This window comes from Providencia rettgeri (assembly GCF_041075285.1).
Lineage (GTDB): Bacteria > Pseudomonadota > Gammaproteobacteria > Enterobacterales > Enterobacteriaceae > Providencia > Providencia rettgeri_G.
Genome location: NZ_CP163512.1, coordinates 3593378 through 3610052 on the forward strand (window position 1 = coordinate 3593378; position 16675 = coordinate 3610052).

11 protein-coding genes are annotated in these 16675 nt (G+C 40.5%); 6 read left to right on the forward strand and 5 right to left on the reverse strand.

Translation table 11 applies throughout. From position 1 onward, the window contains the following. Positions 1–308 precede the first annotated feature (308 nt). Positions 309–3275, forward strand: a complete 2967-nt coding sequence (locus AB6N04_RS16520; RefSeq protein ID WP_369309315.1) for a hypothetical protein — start codon at positions 309–311, stop codon at positions 3273–3275. A gap of 165 nt (positions 3276–3440) precedes the next feature. Here the strand turns inward: AB6N04_RS16520 and asd are convergent, their stop codons facing one another. From asd to AB6N04_RS16540, 4 genes are all read right to left on the reverse strand, one after another. After that, on the reverse strand, positions 3441–4547 hold the full coding sequence (asd, locus tag AB6N04_RS16525; protein WP_369309316.1) for an aspartate-semialdehyde dehydrogenase: 1107 nt from the start codon (positions 4545–4547) through the stop codon (positions 3441–3443). A 316-nt stretch (positions 4548–4863) separates the two neighbouring features. After that, on the reverse strand, positions 4864–5004 hold the full coding sequence (gene ykgO, locus AB6N04_RS16530; protein WP_369309317.1) for a type B 50S ribosomal protein L36: 141 nt from the start codon (positions 5002–5004) through the stop codon (positions 4864–4866). A gap of 2 nt (positions 5005–5006) precedes the next feature. Then, on the reverse strand, positions 5007–5267 hold the full coding sequence (locus AB6N04_RS16535) for a type B 50S ribosomal protein L31 (RefSeq protein WP_369309318.1): 261 nt from the start codon (positions 5265–5267) through the stop codon (positions 5007–5009). 144 nt (positions 5268–5411) lie between these two features. Continuing rightward, positions 5412–6035 (reverse strand): YagU family protein, encoded by a 624-nt coding sequence (locus AB6N04_RS16540; RefSeq protein WP_369309319.1) that lies wholly within the window; start codon positions 6033–6035, stop codon positions 5412–5414. Positions 6036–6312: 277 nt separating this feature from the next. Between AB6N04_RS16540 and nagK the strand changes: the two genes are divergently transcribed. From nagK to AB6N04_RS16565, 5 genes are all read left to right on the forward strand, one after another. Continuing rightward, on the forward strand, positions 6313–7224 hold the full coding sequence (gene nagK / locus AB6N04_RS16545; RefSeq protein ID WP_369312155.1) for an N-acetylglucosamine kinase: 912 nt from the start codon (positions 6313–6315) through the stop codon (positions 7222–7224). Positions 7225–7536: 312 nt separating this feature from the next. After that, entirely contained in the window at positions 7537–8172 is a 636-nt protein-coding gene (locus AB6N04_RS16550; protein ID WP_369309320.1) for a ubiquinone biosynthesis protein UbiH, read from the forward strand. Between the two features lie 76 nt (positions 8173–8248). Further along, the gene (locus AB6N04_RS16555) at positions 8249–10450 is read left to right on the forward strand and encodes a hypothetical protein (RefSeq protein ID WP_369309321.1); all 2202 of its coding nucleotides are present in this window, start codon (positions 8249–8251) and stop codon (positions 10448–10450) included. A gap of 75 nt (positions 10451–10525) precedes the next feature. Then, on the forward strand, positions 10526–15466 hold the full coding sequence (locus AB6N04_RS16560) for a DNA repair ATPase (protein WP_369309322.1): 4941 nt from the start codon (positions 10526–10528) through the stop codon (positions 15464–15466). Next, positions 15463–16011, forward strand: a complete 549-nt coding sequence (locus AB6N04_RS16565) for a rhomboid family intramembrane serine protease (RefSeq protein ID WP_369309323.1) — start codon at positions 15463–15465, stop codon at positions 16009–16011. Before AB6N04_RS16560 ends, AB6N04_RS16565 begins: the two co-directional genes overlap by 4 nt. On the opposite strand, the gene AB6N04_RS16570 is transcribed toward AB6N04_RS16565, so the two are convergent. Further along, positions 16008–16667 carry a helix-turn-helix transcriptional regulator gene (locus AB6N04_RS16570; RefSeq protein ID WP_369309324.1) on the reverse strand — a complete coding sequence of 220 codons (660 nt, stop codon included), beginning with the start codon at positions 16665–16667 and terminating at the stop codon, positions 16008–16010. The two genes, AB6N04_RS16565 and AB6N04_RS16570, sit on opposite strands and share 4 nt — an antisense overlap. Positions 16668–16675: the final 8 nt, after the last annotated feature.

Consider the following 16675-nt stretch of genomic DNA (forward strand, 5'->3'; position numbering starts at 1 on the left):
ACCTTAACGTACAAGCCGAACTATAGCACAAGTGAAACGTTGGCCACCTTTCTGGATCTATCAATTTAGCCTCCCCCCTTTCGCAAAAGAATAAATACCTCACTTTTTATCGAAACTCACTTCGTCATTGATAGTGCTAATAAAAAATAAAATTATTCATACATTTTCGAAATAAACCTAAAAGGAAATAGGTATATTTTAAGATATATACAACAAAACCAGTGAAAAACAATTTACTTAACGAATTGATACCGTAATTACAATTTGCGCGTTTTAATTTTTTATATTTTCGAGGAAAGAGTTAATCAATGCCTATATCCAATATACAGCACCGAAATATAGCAGGGAATGACCCTAGTATTCCCAAACCAACGCCTAATGTTAGAGTTCGAAAGTACTCATCTGTTTCCGATGAAACATTGAATTTAAGACAACAACTAATTCAAGTTGAAAATTCACATGAAGTCTTAAACAGGAGAGCATCACTCAATATTTCAACTCCTTGTCATACCGCTATTTCACTTTTACTACTAATAAGCCAATGTCGTCTCATTGATAGTGCACATTTGGAACAAGCCAATTATCCAGCTCTTGCCTCAAATAGAAACCTCCCCTCCGATACCTCAGCCAAATCATTCAATGTAGATAGCTCGGACTTTATAATTCACTCTACGGTAAGTCCACATGAAGAAAACCGCTTTGTTGCTCAACTTGACCCGCTAAGGTTCACTTCTGCTCAGACCTCAGCATTACCTCATCCAACACAAACAAAACGTTCTCATAAAAATACGACCTCATTAGGAAATAAAAACCTAACCTACATATTGAATCAAGAAAACGAAAAGAAAGAATTAATTTCTGTAATAACACAACAATTAGTAGAGAGCGGTCAACTCGCATTAGAACAGCGTGCATATTTTGAATTTTTACTTCGTTCTGAATCAGCTAACGAACCAATAATAATCTCCCACTTGAGTGACAATACAGAAAACAGCACATCACGAAATAGGCGAGCCCTACTCCCTCATCTTAACCCTCATACAGGAGAACACATCAAAGAGAATTGTGCTTTTGAAGAAGAAATCTTAAATGTAAAAGGCGAGCATGAAGGAAAAATACTGTTATTTGAGGCTCAACGCATCGAAAATCCATTTCGCATGTTATATGATAATACAGACAGTGAACCATCCCCCACAATCAAAAGTATCGCTGATATCCTTAATCTAGGAACCAACATATTAACCATTGGTATTAAGCCGTTTATAAGCAATACCATAGCGAACGCTAAACGACGAGAATACTACAAAAATAACGATGACCCGATTTGTACTGAACGATACAGAAGAATAATAACCGCTGAATTTTTAACATCTCTTGATGTAGCTTTACCTAATCACCAGTCATTTCCCATTCAATCAACTAAGCCCATCATCAAACCTATTGAACTGAGTAACATTCGACGTTCCCGCGAAAGAGCCGCATTTTATACAAAAGATCCACACACTGAAATTCGCAAGGAAATTTTGCTAGAACTAAAAGAACATAAAAAAGCAGTGGCTGATAATATTCAGCCAACATTTCTTAAACCAACAGATAAGCCTAATGAATTCATTACACACCAGCCCAGTTCTTCAAATAACCCCCCTGTTGAAAGGACTGTTATTGCTGATGAAAGTGGCTCATCATGGCACTATGCCGATCCCCTTAATGTAGAAAAAATCAATGTCATTGCTCGTGAAGGAAAAAAGCAGGTTAAATTACTTGATAATTACTATGATCTGCAAAAAAGTATTTCAGGTGGCTATGAAGTTATTATTCAAAAAGAAAACGCAATAAAAGTACATAAATCTGTTTATATGGAGCCACTCTCAAAAACCTGGCACCTACATACTCATAATGAACACCCTGTTTTTAATAATAAACAACTCGCTATCATTGAAGAAATAAAATCATCAAAGCAAGAAAGTGCTCAATATCTACGTAGTGTAAATAAAAATCCCAGCTACTATCGTGATGGTCACTTATATTCAAAAAAAATAACGAACAAACAGTTCCCTGAACATTATATTGAAATGAATGGTGAGTTACTCCCTGTAAGGGAAAACCGACACCAACAAAATGAAATTTTATATGAAGTGTTCAATATAAATAAACCCAAAAAGAAGGGATATCCTATTGAATGGGACGGTAATCGTTGGATATTTGAGAAAAAAACATCCCCTCATGTTTCACATGAATTAAAAAATTTAGTTGATATCAACAATAAATATCCTCATCAAACCACTCTCAGTAAACTTTCCTTGCCTGATAACCAAGGACTTAGACATGATAGTAACGGATTGAGTTATATTAAAATCAAAGGTAAACATCTAGCTTTAGAGAAAAGCAAACATCACTATTATCTCAAAAATGAAAATGGTGATAAAATTTATATTGACTATATTAATCATAAATTTACGCCATTAAGCATAAAAAAATATAGCGGAAAGCTTTCTTTACATCCTTTCCAAGCTATTCAAGATGCCCAAATGGCCTCACCAGCAGGACTCAAATTTCCCGTAGAATCTCCATTAAACAAAGCATGGTATCTTGAAAATATAACCGTTAAAAATAAAGGGAACATCAATAATAGTGAGCGAGTAGGAACAGCTATCGATGTAACATTTAAAATGCGATACAACAAACCTAAACGAGGAAAATACATTGAAATGCCCGCTCTTGAATGGAATGAAAATATAAACTTAAAGAAAGGCCATACCAAATGGAATTTTAAAACTGATATGTATCGCCATAAACCAACAAGTAAAACATTTAAGCCATGGTTAAATCGATATGTTGAAGCCTATCATTACGCTAAAGCACAGGATAAAACTAAATTTAATGGGAACGTGAAAATCTTTGACATCAATATGGAACCCATTAGCGCAAATCGCATTAAAAACGCTAATACCGATATTCAAAAAGTCAGAAGCATTCAACAATTTTTAAGGAAAAATGGTGGGATCATGGAAATCACAATTACAGATCGTCCAAGTATTGCCAATAAAGAAATGCTACATAATAAAGAAAGAAATCTGATGTTTAATATTGGTTTTAATGGTCAATCCATGGCCCATTTTTTTCAAGGTGCGTACTGGCCCACTAATAATCAAAAAAATGCATTTATCACGGTGAGCCATAATATCAAATTAGCCCAAGGGGACGTTAATATTCTCCCACCTAGTGACGTTTCACTACCTAAAAAACCTTATTTTTTATCAGGTGAAATATATTGAGATTGATATCAGTTATAACTGTTCTAAAAGAACCTAACTTAGCCTAGGTTCAATATTTTCAATACGTTATTCAACGTGCTAACAAATATATTATGTTTATTAGCACGTTGACCTGTACATTTAAATGCACAAATTCTGATAAAACAACCCGTTAAAGCCTTACCGCTATAATAAAATACGCAACATGCGGCGCAGTGGCTCAGCCGCTCCCCATAGCAATTGGTCACCGACGGTAAACGCAGACAGATACTCTGGTCCCATATTCAGTTTACGCAAGCGCCCTACAGGTGTACTCAGAGTGCCTGTAACAGCAGCAGGTGTCAGTTCACGCATAGTAATTTCACGATCGTTTGGTACCACTTTCACCCAGTCATTATGAGATGCCAACAATTGTTCAACTTCTTTTAATGGAATATCTTTTTTCAATTTCAACGTAAAGGCTTGGCTATGGCAACGCAGTGCGCCAATACGCACACATAAGCCATCAACTGGGATAATGTTATTGCCCGTGGCTAAAATTTTGTTAGTTTCCGCTTGGCCTTTCCACTCTTCACGGCTTTGCCCATTTTCCAGTGCTTTATCAATCCATGGGATCAAGCTGCCCGCTAATGGTACACCAAATGCATCCGTTGGCATTGTGCCGCTGCGGGTAAAGTCAGTGACTTTTTTCTCAATATCTAAAATAGCTGATGCTGGATCTTGCAGCTCTTTTGCCACTTGGGTATGTAATGAACCCATTTGCACTAAAAGCTCACGCATATTACGCGCACCTGCACCCGATGCTGCTTGATAGGTTGCAACAGACGCCCATTCAACCAAATTATTAGTGAATAACCCGCCCAAAGACATCAGCATCAAACTGACCGTACAGTTACCGCCAACAAAGGTCTTAATGCCTTTATTTAATCCATCTTGAATATGCTGGCTATTCACTGGGTCTAAAATAATAATTGCATCATCTTTCATGCGTAATGAAGATGCGGCATCAACCCAATAACCATTCCAACCAGATCCACGAAGTTTTGGATAAACTTCATTGGTATAGTCGCCGCCTTGGCAACTAATGATAATATCCAGCGCCCTTAATGCGTCAATATCAAAGGCATCTTGTAACGTACTGCGGTGGCCACCGTAGGTGGGTGCTTCCGCCCCCTGTTGTGAGGTCGTGAAGAATACAGGACGAATTCCATCAAAATCACGCTCTTCAACCATTCTCTGCATAAGTACAGAGCCAACCATTCCTCGCCAGCCAACAAATCCTACATTTTTCATTTCTATTCACCCTGTTTGTTTAATATTTTACCAAGAAATTTCCAGTTCCGGCTCAAGCCCTCTTAGATGTTGCCATTTTTATCATTTATCGGGCATTCACATAAGTTGAAGCTAGAAATTTTTCGGATGTATTAAACCTGACAAAATATGCCTCTGTGTGCAAGTGAATTTCATCACTATTAGCAAGATGATTAGTAATAAAACTAATGAACATGGAGAGAAAACAAAAAAACCACGACAAGGAGTATGCGTTGCCGTGGTTAAGCTAAAAATAAAATGAAGCAATATAGGTTAAAATTTAAAGGAAAAGCAGGCACTAACGTTTTTTCTTACCACCTTGTACCGCTTTAAAACGTGGATTAGTTTTACAAATCACATACACACGTCCACGGCGACGAACAACTTGGCAGTCTGGATGGCGTGTTTTTGCTGTTTTTAATGAACTTAACACTTTCATGTTTACTTATCCTCCGTTTGTAAAAAACGCCCAAAACGTTTCTGGAATTGCGCTGTTTTTCCTTCTTGGGAAATTAATTTCTGTTTTCCGGTATAAAACGGATGGGATTGAGAAGAGACGTCCAAAGTAACATATGGAAAAATGTCGCCTTCAAATTCAATCGTTTTTTCAGTTTTAATTGTTGAACCCACTTTGAAATAGGCATCCGCACTAGTGTCATGAAAAACCACAGTACGATATTGAGGATGGATCCCTTGTTTCATAATAACCACCTAAATGTAATGTTATAATATAACAATACACTATTTAAAAAAGGGGAGCAATTCTTTTATTTGCCGAAAACGAACAGAGAAAAATGGCGCAACTTTAACATTAGCGCCAATGAATGAAAGTCGTGGCTAAAGCCTTTAGCGATAACCTTGAAATAAGGGAACTTCAGGATCTGGCTCACCCGTTATTCGGTTTCTTAAATCCCGACGGATAATCTCAATCGACCAAAACCAAATTAAATGCCCAAAAATTTCAGAGACATTTTCGTACCAAGGCAAGTCTAAAAGTGGTGGAGTTAAACCCATTAATGGGAAGGAAATCATGTGAACAAATAACTGCGCTAATGCCCCTGCGAGTAAACCTTGCCATAATTTAATTTTGGGGAATACTTCAGCAACAATGCAGTATCCAATCGCAAAAACCAGTGAAAATAGGATGTGCGTCACCCCAACCCAATTAAAAACATGCCCAGCAAACGTGTACACAGCAGCATTAGGATCGACCATTCCCAACCAATCCCTTAAAAAAACGTACGGCGGATTGAGAAAATTACGCGAGCAGTCCACTTGCTCTGCGACACGGATCAGTGTTTCTGGTGAACAAGCGGCATTAAACATATCTGTTGGACTTCTAGGCGGTAAAGGCACTTCTGCCCCCCATTTAACAAATGCAGAAACAATCCCACTGATAATGCCGACAAAAAAAGCAACACCATAACGACGACGTTTTTTTTCCGTGATATAAAAAAATCCCCGAGCCATAAAACCTCTTTATTTGACTTAAGCTTTGTTGAAATTCATTTATTCTCTTTTTACGACAACAGGTAAATGACATACATCAACAAAACAATAATCACAGATAGAAATTATTAATATCTAAGTTGTTCCCCCAGGTCACTGAACCAAAATAAAAACCAAAACGATAATTTCTCTTGGGGCAATCTTTTGTATAATTAGACCACCACATACGATCATTTAATTGTTTATCAAATGGATACATCATTATCGATGATAAACACACCATTTGGGGAAGATGAAAATGTATTACGGCTTTGACATGGGTGGCACCAAAATTGAATTGGCAGTCTTTGATAATGAATTAAATCAAGTCTGGCAAAAACGTGTTCCAACCCCCAAAAATGACTACCAAGCCCTGTTGGATGCTTTTCTTGTGCTCACCCAAGAAGCAGATAAAAAATTTAACTGCCAAGGGAAAATTGGCGTTGGTGTTCCTGGTATCGTTAATCATACAGAAGGTACCGTATTTACCACCAATGTTCCCGCCGCGCAGTACAAGCCGCTAATTCATGACTTAGCCAATACTTTACAACGCCCAGTAAAAGTGGAAAACGATGCCAATTGTTTTGCATTATCCGAAGCTTGGGATCCAGAATTTAAGCGTTATCCAACCGTATTGGGCTTAATTTTGGGAACCGGTGTCGGCGGTGGTTTTATCATTAATGGCAAAGTGCTATCAGGGAAAAATGGTATAGCAGGTGAAATTGGTCATATGAACCTGAGTGTTCGCGCGGCAAAACGTTTAGGTGATACCGTGCCTGAAATAACTTGCGGCTGCGGGCAAACGGCTTGTTTCGAAACGTATCTTTCAGGGCCAGGGTTCGAACGTATTTATGCTGCATTTACAGGGGAAAAACGTTCCGCTATCGATATTATTGAACGCTATTACCAACACAGCCCTGAGGCAGTAGAGCACGTTGAACGCTATACATCAGTGCTAGCGATGTTTATGGGGCAAGTGATCACGGTGTTTGATCCTGATTTAGTGGTTATTGGTGGTGGACTATCGCAATTTGAAGATATCTATCAGCGTTTACCCAAAATTTTACCACAATATCTTTATGGAATAGCAACAATGCCAGCCATTGAAAAAGCGCGCTATGGTGATTCTGGCGGGGCTCGTGGTGCCGCCTTCCTCAATTTAATCGACTAACGTTCCCTTCAAACTCCTTGGTAATGATCTGCCAAGGAGTTCATTTTCCTTTAATTTTAGATGATAATCATTATCATTTATTTATGAGTGATGATAAAATAGCCTGAAATCAATAGGTTCAATTATCATTACCATTTTAAGAATAACTTCAGCGAATAATAAATAGAAAACAGTAAGATATTGTTAAATACTAGCGATAAAGACTTGTCTGATACAGTTCATGACTAAAAACGCTATTATTACATTACATATAATAAAGTCTTAAACAAAACAGCTGCCATTAACCCTAAACAACAATAAAGAGAAAACATTATGAGCTTGTTTTTCCAGAGTAGTTTGATGTTTCCCACGATTATTTTCAGTGGCTTACTCATTATTGTTTTATTTTACTGGTTATGTGCGGCATTTGGTCTGCTTGATATTGATGTCTTCAATATCGACACTGAATTTGATTCTGGGCTTGATGCTTCTGGTTTTGCCGGTTGGCTCACCAAACTTGGTTTAGCGGGCATCCCGGTCACCATTATTCTGACCTTATTTACATTATTTGGCTGGGTTATCAGCTACTTCTGTGTTTATGGTTTTATCCGATTTATTGATTCAACTTTATTGCGCTACCTAGTTGGTTTTGCCGTATTTGCCATCACACTGTTTATTTCTGTTCATCTTACCGCGCTGTGTTTAAAACCCGTTCGCAAAAAACTCATTGACCTCAATAAACCGAAAACGGTACATCAGCTTATTGGCAAATTAGCGACGGTACGTTCGGGCTCAGTTAGTGAACAAAATGGGGAAGCGACATTGGAAGATGGCGGTGCTGGGTTAATTTTACAGATACGCGCACCTGCAACTGAGAATTTAAAACGGGGGGATAGAGTTGTCATTATTAGCTATGACGCACAATCCCACAGTTATCAAGTCGTGACGGAAGATGAGTTTCGTCATTAATTACTTACGATATCGACAATAAACCTTTGCTTGCCTATTTAAATAACGACCACGTCGGAACCTATGGAGAAAAAATATGGATTTGGCTGCACTAATGCCCTTTTTAACCGTTATTGGCGGGATCATCGTCATTATTTTAGGCTTCTTTGGATTATTTAAAGCCTTCTATATCAAAGTCCCACAAGGTACGGCATTGATTGTGAACGATATGTCGTCACAACCTAAAGTACATTTTACGGGTGCATTGGTTTATCCCGTTATCTACAAAAAAGAATTTATGCGTATCTCGCTTCTGACGTTAGAAGTGGATCGCCGTGGTAAAGATGGTCTGATTTGCCATGATAACTTACGTGCGGATATCACTGTTGCATTCTATTTACGCGTAAATGAAACCACTGAAGACGTTTTGAAAGTTGCAAAAGCGATTGGGGTTGACCGTGCTTCTGATCACCAAGCTGTCAGCTCCCTATTTAGTGCTAAATTCTCTGAAGCCCTAAAAACTGTCGGTAAACAATTTGAATTGGCAAAACTTTTTGAAGACCGCCAAAATTTCCGTGATCGCATCGTTGATGTGATTGGTAAAGACCTTAATGGCTACGCATTAGAAGACGTTGCCATTGACTACTTAGAGCAAACACCGAAATCCGCCCTTGACCCAAATAATATCTTTGACTCCGAAGGTATTCGTAAAATCACTGAAATAACCGCTATCCATAACATTGAAACGAACCAAAAAGAACGTGATCAAGAGTTAGCGATCCAAAAGAAAAATGTGGAAACCCGTGAAGCAAGCTTAGCGTTAGAACGCCAACAAGCCGATGCCGAAGCACGCCAAAAACGTGAAATTGACAATATTCGTGCTCGAGAACAAGCCGAAACACTGCGTGTTCAAGAAGAAGAGCGCCTGAAATCAGAACAAGCACGTATTCAAACTCAACAAGAGATTGAAATTCGTGAAGAAAACCGTATGCGTGAAGTTGAAGTTGCTCAACAAAACCGCACACGTGCGGTTGCTATTGAAGAAGAGCGCGTTAGCCGTGCACGTGAACTTGAAATCGTGGCGCGTGAGCGTGAAGTAGAACTTCAACGTATTGAAAAAGAAAAAGCTTTAGAAGAAGAACGCAAAAATATTTCGAATGTGATCCGTGAACGTGTCGCTGTTGAAAAAACCGTCGCACAAGAAGAAGAGCGCATTAAAGAAGTCCGTGAAGTGTCTGAAGCTGAACGTATGCGCCAAGTCACTGTGATCAATGCACAAGCCGAAGCAGAAGAGTTATTAGTTCGCCAAGTGAAAAAAGCCGAAGCCGATGAAGCAAGCGCTAAACACAGAGCAGAAGAAATCAGCACCATGGCTCAAGCAGAATTAGAAGCATCAGCCAAACAAGCAGAAGCGAAAAAACGCTTAGCAGAAGGGGTTGAAGCTGAACATGCTGCATTAGGCTTAGCTGAAGCGAGAGTTCGCCAAGCAACCGCTGAAGCGGAAGAAAAAGAAGGCTTAGTCCTTGCGAATATCACCGCTGAAAAACTATTAGCAGAAGCGCGGGGCTTGAAAGAAAAAGGCTTAACCGAAGCCCAAGTCATGGAAGCTAAGGCCAAAGCAGAACAACAACAAGGGTTTGCAGAAGCAAAAATCCTTGAAGAGAAATTAGCGGCACAAGCGCGTGGTGAAGAACAACAAGCCAACGCCAAAGAGAAATTAGGCTTAGCGGACGCGAAAGTTCTTGAAGAGAAACTGGCTGCACAAGCACGCGGGGAAGGCCAATTAGGCTCAGCCCAAGCGGAAGTTATTCGCCAACGCCTGAAAGCAGAAGCTGACGGTTTAACCGACAAATTCAAATCCATGGATCACCTTAGCGATACAGCACGTTCTCATGAAGAATTCCGTATGCGCCTTGAGAAAGAGTTTGAACAAGCTATGGCCTCTATCGAAGCGAATAAAGAGATCGCTCGTGAACAAGCAGATGTCTTGGCAGCCGCGCTTAGCAAAACCAATATCGAAATTGTGGGTGGCGATGGTAACTTCTTCAACACCTTCTCTAAAGCTCTTAGTCTAGGTAAAGCCGTTGATGGTTTTATGGATAAAAGTAGTTTTGCCAAAGAAAATGTGGAAAAGCTAATTAACCGCAGCAAAGAAGATAAAAAAATTGATATTGCCGCTTTACTGAAAAACCCTGAAGTTCAAGATCTTATTAATGGTTTTATGGCAGCCAAAGGCGCTGGGCAATTAGCGAAAACGGTAACGGCGAAACCCGTTCCACCAGCCGATGACCAACTTTAGTTAATCAAAATCTGAGGGGCATTTTTGCCCCTATTGCCTTTATTTATCATCTACTTTAAGGGAATTCGCTGCACAATGTCAGATTTTCAGGAAACGGATCGCGAGCAAGAAATACTCGATAGCGCTGTTGCAGAAGGAGGGGCTTATGAAATCTTACGTAAGCGACTGACCGAACAAGGCCAACAACTTTATCAAAAAGCGGTACAACTCAATGAAAAACGCCTAGATGAGTTTGGCCAAAGCCAAATGGATATTATTGGCCGTATTCGTATTCGTACTGAAAATAACTGCCAAGCCCGAGATATTATCCGTGTTGGCGAATGGCTGTTGTTTGGCTATAACGTTTTCCTTGGGTTAAAAAAAGAGACACATCTTGATGATGTATTTTCATTGTACCGTTTGATTGAAAATGAAGGCGAATTTGATGTTGAAGCCGTCGACAGTGAAAACACCTTTTTGAGTGACACTCGTTTTGTTCAGGATTTTACAGAGCTCTACACCTATTACAAAAATACCCAATTACTTCAACTTGTTGAACGTGATGGTAAACTGCTTGCTAGCTTCCAAATCGGTGATCGCATAACCGATGTTCGTGTTTTCCGTTGGTCAATTTCAAGTGATAAACAGCGCATTGAATACATTGATAACCGAGGGGAACGCGATATAGCCCTCCCCCCCGCTTATGATTTTGATTGGCAAAAAACCACCCGTGAAGACACGGTAAATGGTCGTTATCCACACATTAACATCCTCGATACCGTATTTGTTGAAACTATCGGCGGTGACTTAACTATCAAGTGTGAAAATAACACTGAAGATGGTTTGGGGATCTATCGTGAAGCGGTGCTGGATAAAAATCAGTCTCTCGACGATGCACAAATTGAATATGCCCAAACTGGCAGCCTAATTATTTTAAAGATTTTACCTTATCGGGAAGAAAGCTGGCGCTATTTGGTTTACAACTCATTAACCCAATCTGTACAACGCATTGATGCTATTGGGCAGGCTTGCGTACAACTCCCTGAAGATCACGGTATTATTTTCCCTGGTGGTTATTATCTGCAAAATGGCGAATATAAAACGTTTGAACAACCGATGGACGGTATGCGTTTTCGTCGCCTACGCCGCTCACCAAATGGGGAAGACGTTTTATACGTTTTTTATTCACCCAACCAAGGTCGTATCGCGCTTTTCAATTATAACCTGATTGAACGAACCCTATCCGTTCCACTGATTGGGCACGGCTATGCCATGCTTGAAGATGGTAAAATGGTTCTTTTTGAAGGTGAAGGGGAAGAAGCGACTCGTGTTCACCCAATGCAAGTGTGGCAAACACCTTTCTATTCCGATGAGTTTGCAGATCAACAGCCTGCTCGTGGGGGCTTTTTGGGTCGAATTGGTAATGCGGATTTGGTGCGGGGTATTTCCGAAATATTGCATGTTGCCAAAGAGATTGAAGGTAATCATGTCTCTATCGCTCGCTATGAACAGCTCAGCCAGCAACCCAAAAATCTTTTGGATTTGTACTATTGGTTTAGCGATGAACAATGCTTAGGGATTGGTAAATTACTCAGAGAAATCACGCAAACCAGTGAATTAGTGCTCGATGAGTATGAAAAGGTGGAGAGCATCCGCCAGCAATCAGCTAAGTCGATGAATGAAGCAATTAGCCGTCAAAAATCGCTCTTAGCGCTCACATTACCGGACAGTTGGAATAATATTCAGCAATTTGTTGATGGTTTAAATGCGTTAAATGCACAACGTGGGCACTTGATTTCGCTACGTGAATTTCGCTACATGGACTTAGAAAAACTGAGCGAAATGGAGAGCGAAATTGAAAAAAATCAGCAATATGTCTCCCAAGAGACTGCGGTTTTCCTTGCTAGTGATAAAGCATTGCAACCTTTCAAAACGCAGTTAACGATTTTTGAAGAGCAAACTGAAAAAGCCCAAAATAGTGCACAATTAGATATCCCAATGAATGACATGGAAAAAATGTCAGCCGATTTGGATATGTTGTCGAATTTGATGGCTTCGCTGTCATTCAATGATGTGACCCAACAGACCCATATTATTGATTCTATTTCACAAATTTATGCACAACTGAATCAGTCACGGGCTCGCTTACAACAAAAACGAAAGTCCCAAACCAGCATTGAAACCGTGGCGCAGTTTGGCGCGCAATTTCGCTTATTTAGTCAAGGGATCACCAATGCATTATCCCTTGCGACAGATCCTGAGCGTTGTGATGATCAGCTATCAAGATTACTGGTTCAGTTAGAAGAACTCGAAAGCCAGTTTAGTGACCACGATGAATTTCTTGATGATATCTTAGCGAAACGTGAAGAGTTACTCGAAACCTTTGAGTCACACAAACAAATTCTGATTGATGACCGCCAGCGCCGCGCACAAAATTTATTAACTGCCGCTGATCGCTTACTCGATAGCCTGCAACGTAGAACCACTCGTCTACAATCTCAAGATGAACTGAACGCCTTTTTTGCCTCAGATCCTCTCGCACTAAAAACACGCGAAATCATAGAGAAACTGAGGGAAATCAACGATAACGTTAAAGCTGATGATATCGATGCACGTTTAAAAGCCTCTCGCGACCAAGCCATCCGCATACTACGGGATAAAACGGATATTTTTGAAGATGGTGGCAACATTATCAAATTAGGGCGTCACCGCTTTAGCGTCAACACGCAAGAGCTAGACCTCACTATTTTGCCTAAAAATAACCAACTTTGGGTCTATCTTACTGGCACAGATTTCCAAGAGCCTATCGAAAATGAAGAGTTGTCTCAGTTACAACCTTATTGGACAGCAACATTAGAATCTGAATCAGAGACCGTTTATCGCGCTGAATACCTTGCTTATTCGATTATTTATTCTGCTGCTAAACGCCAAGATGGACTCAGTATGGCGTTACTGACCAGCGCATTAACTTCCCCTGAAAAGCTCGAAAAAATCGTGCGCGATTTTGCTGCTCCACGCTATAAAGAAGGTTATGAAAAAGGTATTCATGACCACGATGCTATTGCCATATTAAAAAAACTAATTCCTGTGGGAGAAAGTGCTGACCTTCTTCGCTATAACCCGACAGCGCGGGCAATTGCAGCGATTTACTGGGAAAATGCACAAAATGAAGCGTTCCCCGCACTTTGGCCGGAACGTGCGAGAACGGCGATGAATATACATCAGCTATTCCATAATGATAATGCCTTACTTGACCTCCAAGCCGAAATTGAAGCCAATATCAGTTTGTTCTTGCAAGATAACCCTATTCAATGTCAAGGTTATGAGCAAACACAAGCGGCTGAATACCTTAGTTTTGCATTAGCACGAACCCCTATCGAATTGGTTTACAGCAAATACGCAAAAGAGCTCGTTCTGGCGTTACAAAGCCGCTTGGAAGAGGCTCATATGTGGGTCGATTTCAACCGTTCCCAGCAAAACTTAGGTAAACGCTACGCCCAACGTTGGTCACTGATACAAAATTGGCTACAAGGATTATGCTCAACCCCTGAATTTGCACATCTAGTACCTTATATTCCCGGTGCAATTGCCATTATCATTTTAGATAAAGTGTCTTCAGCACGTTATAGCGAAGCTGACCTTTACTTTAAAGTCAGTGGCTTACTGGGAGATCACCCAACTATTGAAAACCAAACACTGTCACTGAGCTTAGATAACTATTTTAGTCGGATGCGCGGGCAGCGAAAACGCTTTATCCCTGAGTTCCGCCAATATCAGGCTTTGCGTCAACGTATTGTGGCAGAAGAACGTAACCGCCTAAAATTGCATGAATTTAAAGCGAAGCCTTTAAGTTCATTTGTTCGCAATAAACTGATTAATGATGTCTATTTACCTATTATTGGCGATAACATGGCCAAGCAAATTGGTGCACTTGGTGACGGGAAACGTACTGATTTGATGGGACTGCTATTAATGATCTCCCCTCCAGGTTACGGTAAAACCACCTTAATGGAATATGCCGCCGATCGTTTAGGGCTCATTTTTATGAAAATCAATGGACCTGCTCTAGGCCATGATGTCCTTTCCCTTGATCCTGCACAAGCCCCCAATGCCACCGCAAGGCAGGAGTTGGAAAAACTCAATTTAGCCCTCGAAATGGGGAATAATGTCATGTTGTATGTGGATGATATCCAACATACACACCCTGAGTTCTTGCAAAAATTCATTTCCCTGTGTGATGGAACTCGTCGCATTGAAGGGGTTTGGAAAAACAAAACCAAAACCTATGATATGCGTGGTAAAAAATTCTGCGTGGTCATGGCGGGGAATCCATATACCGAATCAGGCGAAGTTTTTCGTATTCCTGACATGTTAGCCAACCGCGCCGATATTTATAACCTCGGGGAAGTTTTAGGTGGGATGGATGATGCCTTTGCATTAAGTTATATTGAGAACAGCTTGACTTCAAACCCTGTTTTAGCACCTTTAGCCCTTAGGGATCTCAATGACTTATATCTCCTTGTTGATAAAGCAATGGGGAAATCAGTTTCCACTAACACACTAAGTTACCCTTATTCAGATGCTGAGATTAATGAAATAACATCGGTGATTAGACAATTAATCAAACTTCGTGACATTGTATTAAAGGTCAACCAGCAATACATTGCCAGTGCAGCTCAGTCTGATAAATACCGAACTGAGCCAGCATTCCGTTTGCAGGGCAGCTATCGTAATATGAATAAACTCAGCGAAAAAGTCTCTTCTGTCATGAATGATGAAGAGCTAGAACGATTATTGGATGATCACTACCTTGGTGAAGCCCAATTACTCACCACTGGTGCAGAAGAAAACTTATTAAAACTTGCTGAGCTACGAGGAACACTCTCTGAAAAAGAAGCCGCGCGTTGGCAACAAATCAAAAAAGACTTTATGCGCAATAAAGCGCTTGGCGGTAACAATGCAGATATTGGTGATCGGGTAGTGGGTCAGCTCGCCTCATTAGTTGAAAGCGTACAAGCATTAGGTAAAACCGAATGAAATCCCCCCGAGTTACGCTATTGGTGGCGTTAGTTGCCACACTTCTCGGCATTCAACTGATTAATAGCGTAACGACGGGAGGGCTTATTCACTTTGGAATTGTCCCTCGTACAATTAGCGGGTTGGTGGGAATATTATTCGCACCTTTTATTCATGGAAGCTGGGATCACTTATTCAGTAACCTTCCTCCACTAATCATACTTAGTGCCCTATTACTTCATCGCACCATCAAATTCTATCTCGTTGCTTCATTTTTTATTATTGTTGTAGGTGGTTTGATGGTGTGGCTGGTGGGGCGAAATGCCGTGCATGTGGGGGCGAGTGGCTGGATTTTTGGGTTATGGGGGTTGTTGATTGCCCAAGGTTTTTTGCGCAGAAAATTAGCGGATATCGCCATCGCATTGTTAGTATTATTTTATTTTGGTGCAATGGCGAGCGGCTTGTTACCCGTTCATCAATATATCTCAACAGAATCACACATCGCAGGCGCGTTATCGGGTATTTTGTTTGCTTGGCTAATAAACAAAAAAGAACAACCTCGTTAACGTACTGAAATGCGGTAAACACAGCGCCCTGCGCCATTGAGTAAATATTGTTCACGTTCTACATGCCCTTCCTTCCCCACCACATCACGAAACAAGGCCAATTCTGAGCGACAGAAATTTTGACACGCCGTTGCTGCCGCGCAAATAGGGCAATGGTTTTCAATAAACAGCCAATCTTCTCCCTGTTGCTCAACTTTTGCCATATAGCCTTCTTCACTACGAACCTCGGCTAATGCTTTAAGACGCTCCCCTAAAGGTAGGTTTTGGCAACGGGTAAAATATTTTTCACGGCTTTCAACCTCTCTTTGATGGATCAGCTTATCCAAGCCCTCATCACCAAAAATAGTCCGAACGGAATCAATCAGCTGTAGAGCAAGCTGAGCATGGGTATCAGGGAAACGTTGATGCCCCAGTTCCGTTAGAACCCAGTTTTGTCGTGGTCGACCAGCACCTGTTTGCGATAAACACTGTGCCCCTTCAACTAACCCCATTGAGGTAAGTTTTTGAATATGTTGCCTTGCGGCTTCCCCTGTCATATTTAAATCATTGGCAATCACTGACGTCGAAATCGGGCCTTTCGTTTTAATACAAAAAAGCACTTTATCGACCGCTTGTGTTAGATTTAAATTATCAAAGTAATTACTTGCATTAATCATTATGCGAC

Excerpts from the sequence above, each read along its gene's own strand:
- AB6N04_RS16540 (WP_369309319.1), bottom strand. The coding sequence starts at position 6,035 with ATGGCTCGGGGATTTTTTTATATCACGGAAAAAAAACGTCGTCGTTAT.
- ykgO (WP_369309317.1), bottom strand. The coding sequence starts at position 5,004 with ATGAAAGTGTTAAGTTCATTAAAAACAGCAAAAACACGCCATCCAGAC.
- AB6N04_RS16560 (WP_369309322.1), top strand. The coding sequence starts at position 10,526 with ATGTCAGATTTTCAGGAAACGGATCGCGAGCAAGAAATACTCGATAGC.
- nagK (WP_369312155.1), top strand. The coding sequence starts at position 6,313 with ATGTATTACGGCTTTGACATGGGTGGCACCAAAATTGAATTGGCAGTC.
- AB6N04_RS16550 (WP_369309320.1), top strand. The coding sequence starts at position 7,537 with ATGAGCTTGTTTTTCCAGAGTAGTTTGATGTTTCCCACGATTATTTTC.
- asd (WP_369309316.1), bottom strand. The coding sequence starts at position 4,547 with ATGAAAAATGTAGGATTTGTTGGCTGGCGAGGAATGGTTGGCTCTGTA.
- AB6N04_RS16535 (WP_369309318.1), bottom strand. The coding sequence starts at position 5,267 with ATGAAACAAGGGATCCATCCTCAATATCGTACTGTGGTTTTTCATGAC.
- AB6N04_RS16555 (WP_369309321.1), top strand. The coding sequence starts at position 8,249 with ATGGATTTGGCTGCACTAATGCCCTTTTTAACCGTTATTGGCGGGATC.
- AB6N04_RS16570 (WP_369309324.1), bottom strand. The coding sequence starts at position 16,667 with ATGATTAATGCAAGTAATTACTTTGATAATTTAAATCTAACACAAGCG.
- AB6N04_RS16520 (WP_369309315.1), top strand. The coding sequence starts at position 309 with ATGCCTATATCCAATATACAGCACCGAAATATAGCAGGGAATGACCCT.
- AB6N04_RS16565 (WP_369309323.1), top strand. The coding sequence starts at position 15,463 with ATGAAATCCCCCCGAGTTACGCTATTGGTGGCGTTAGTTGCCACACTT.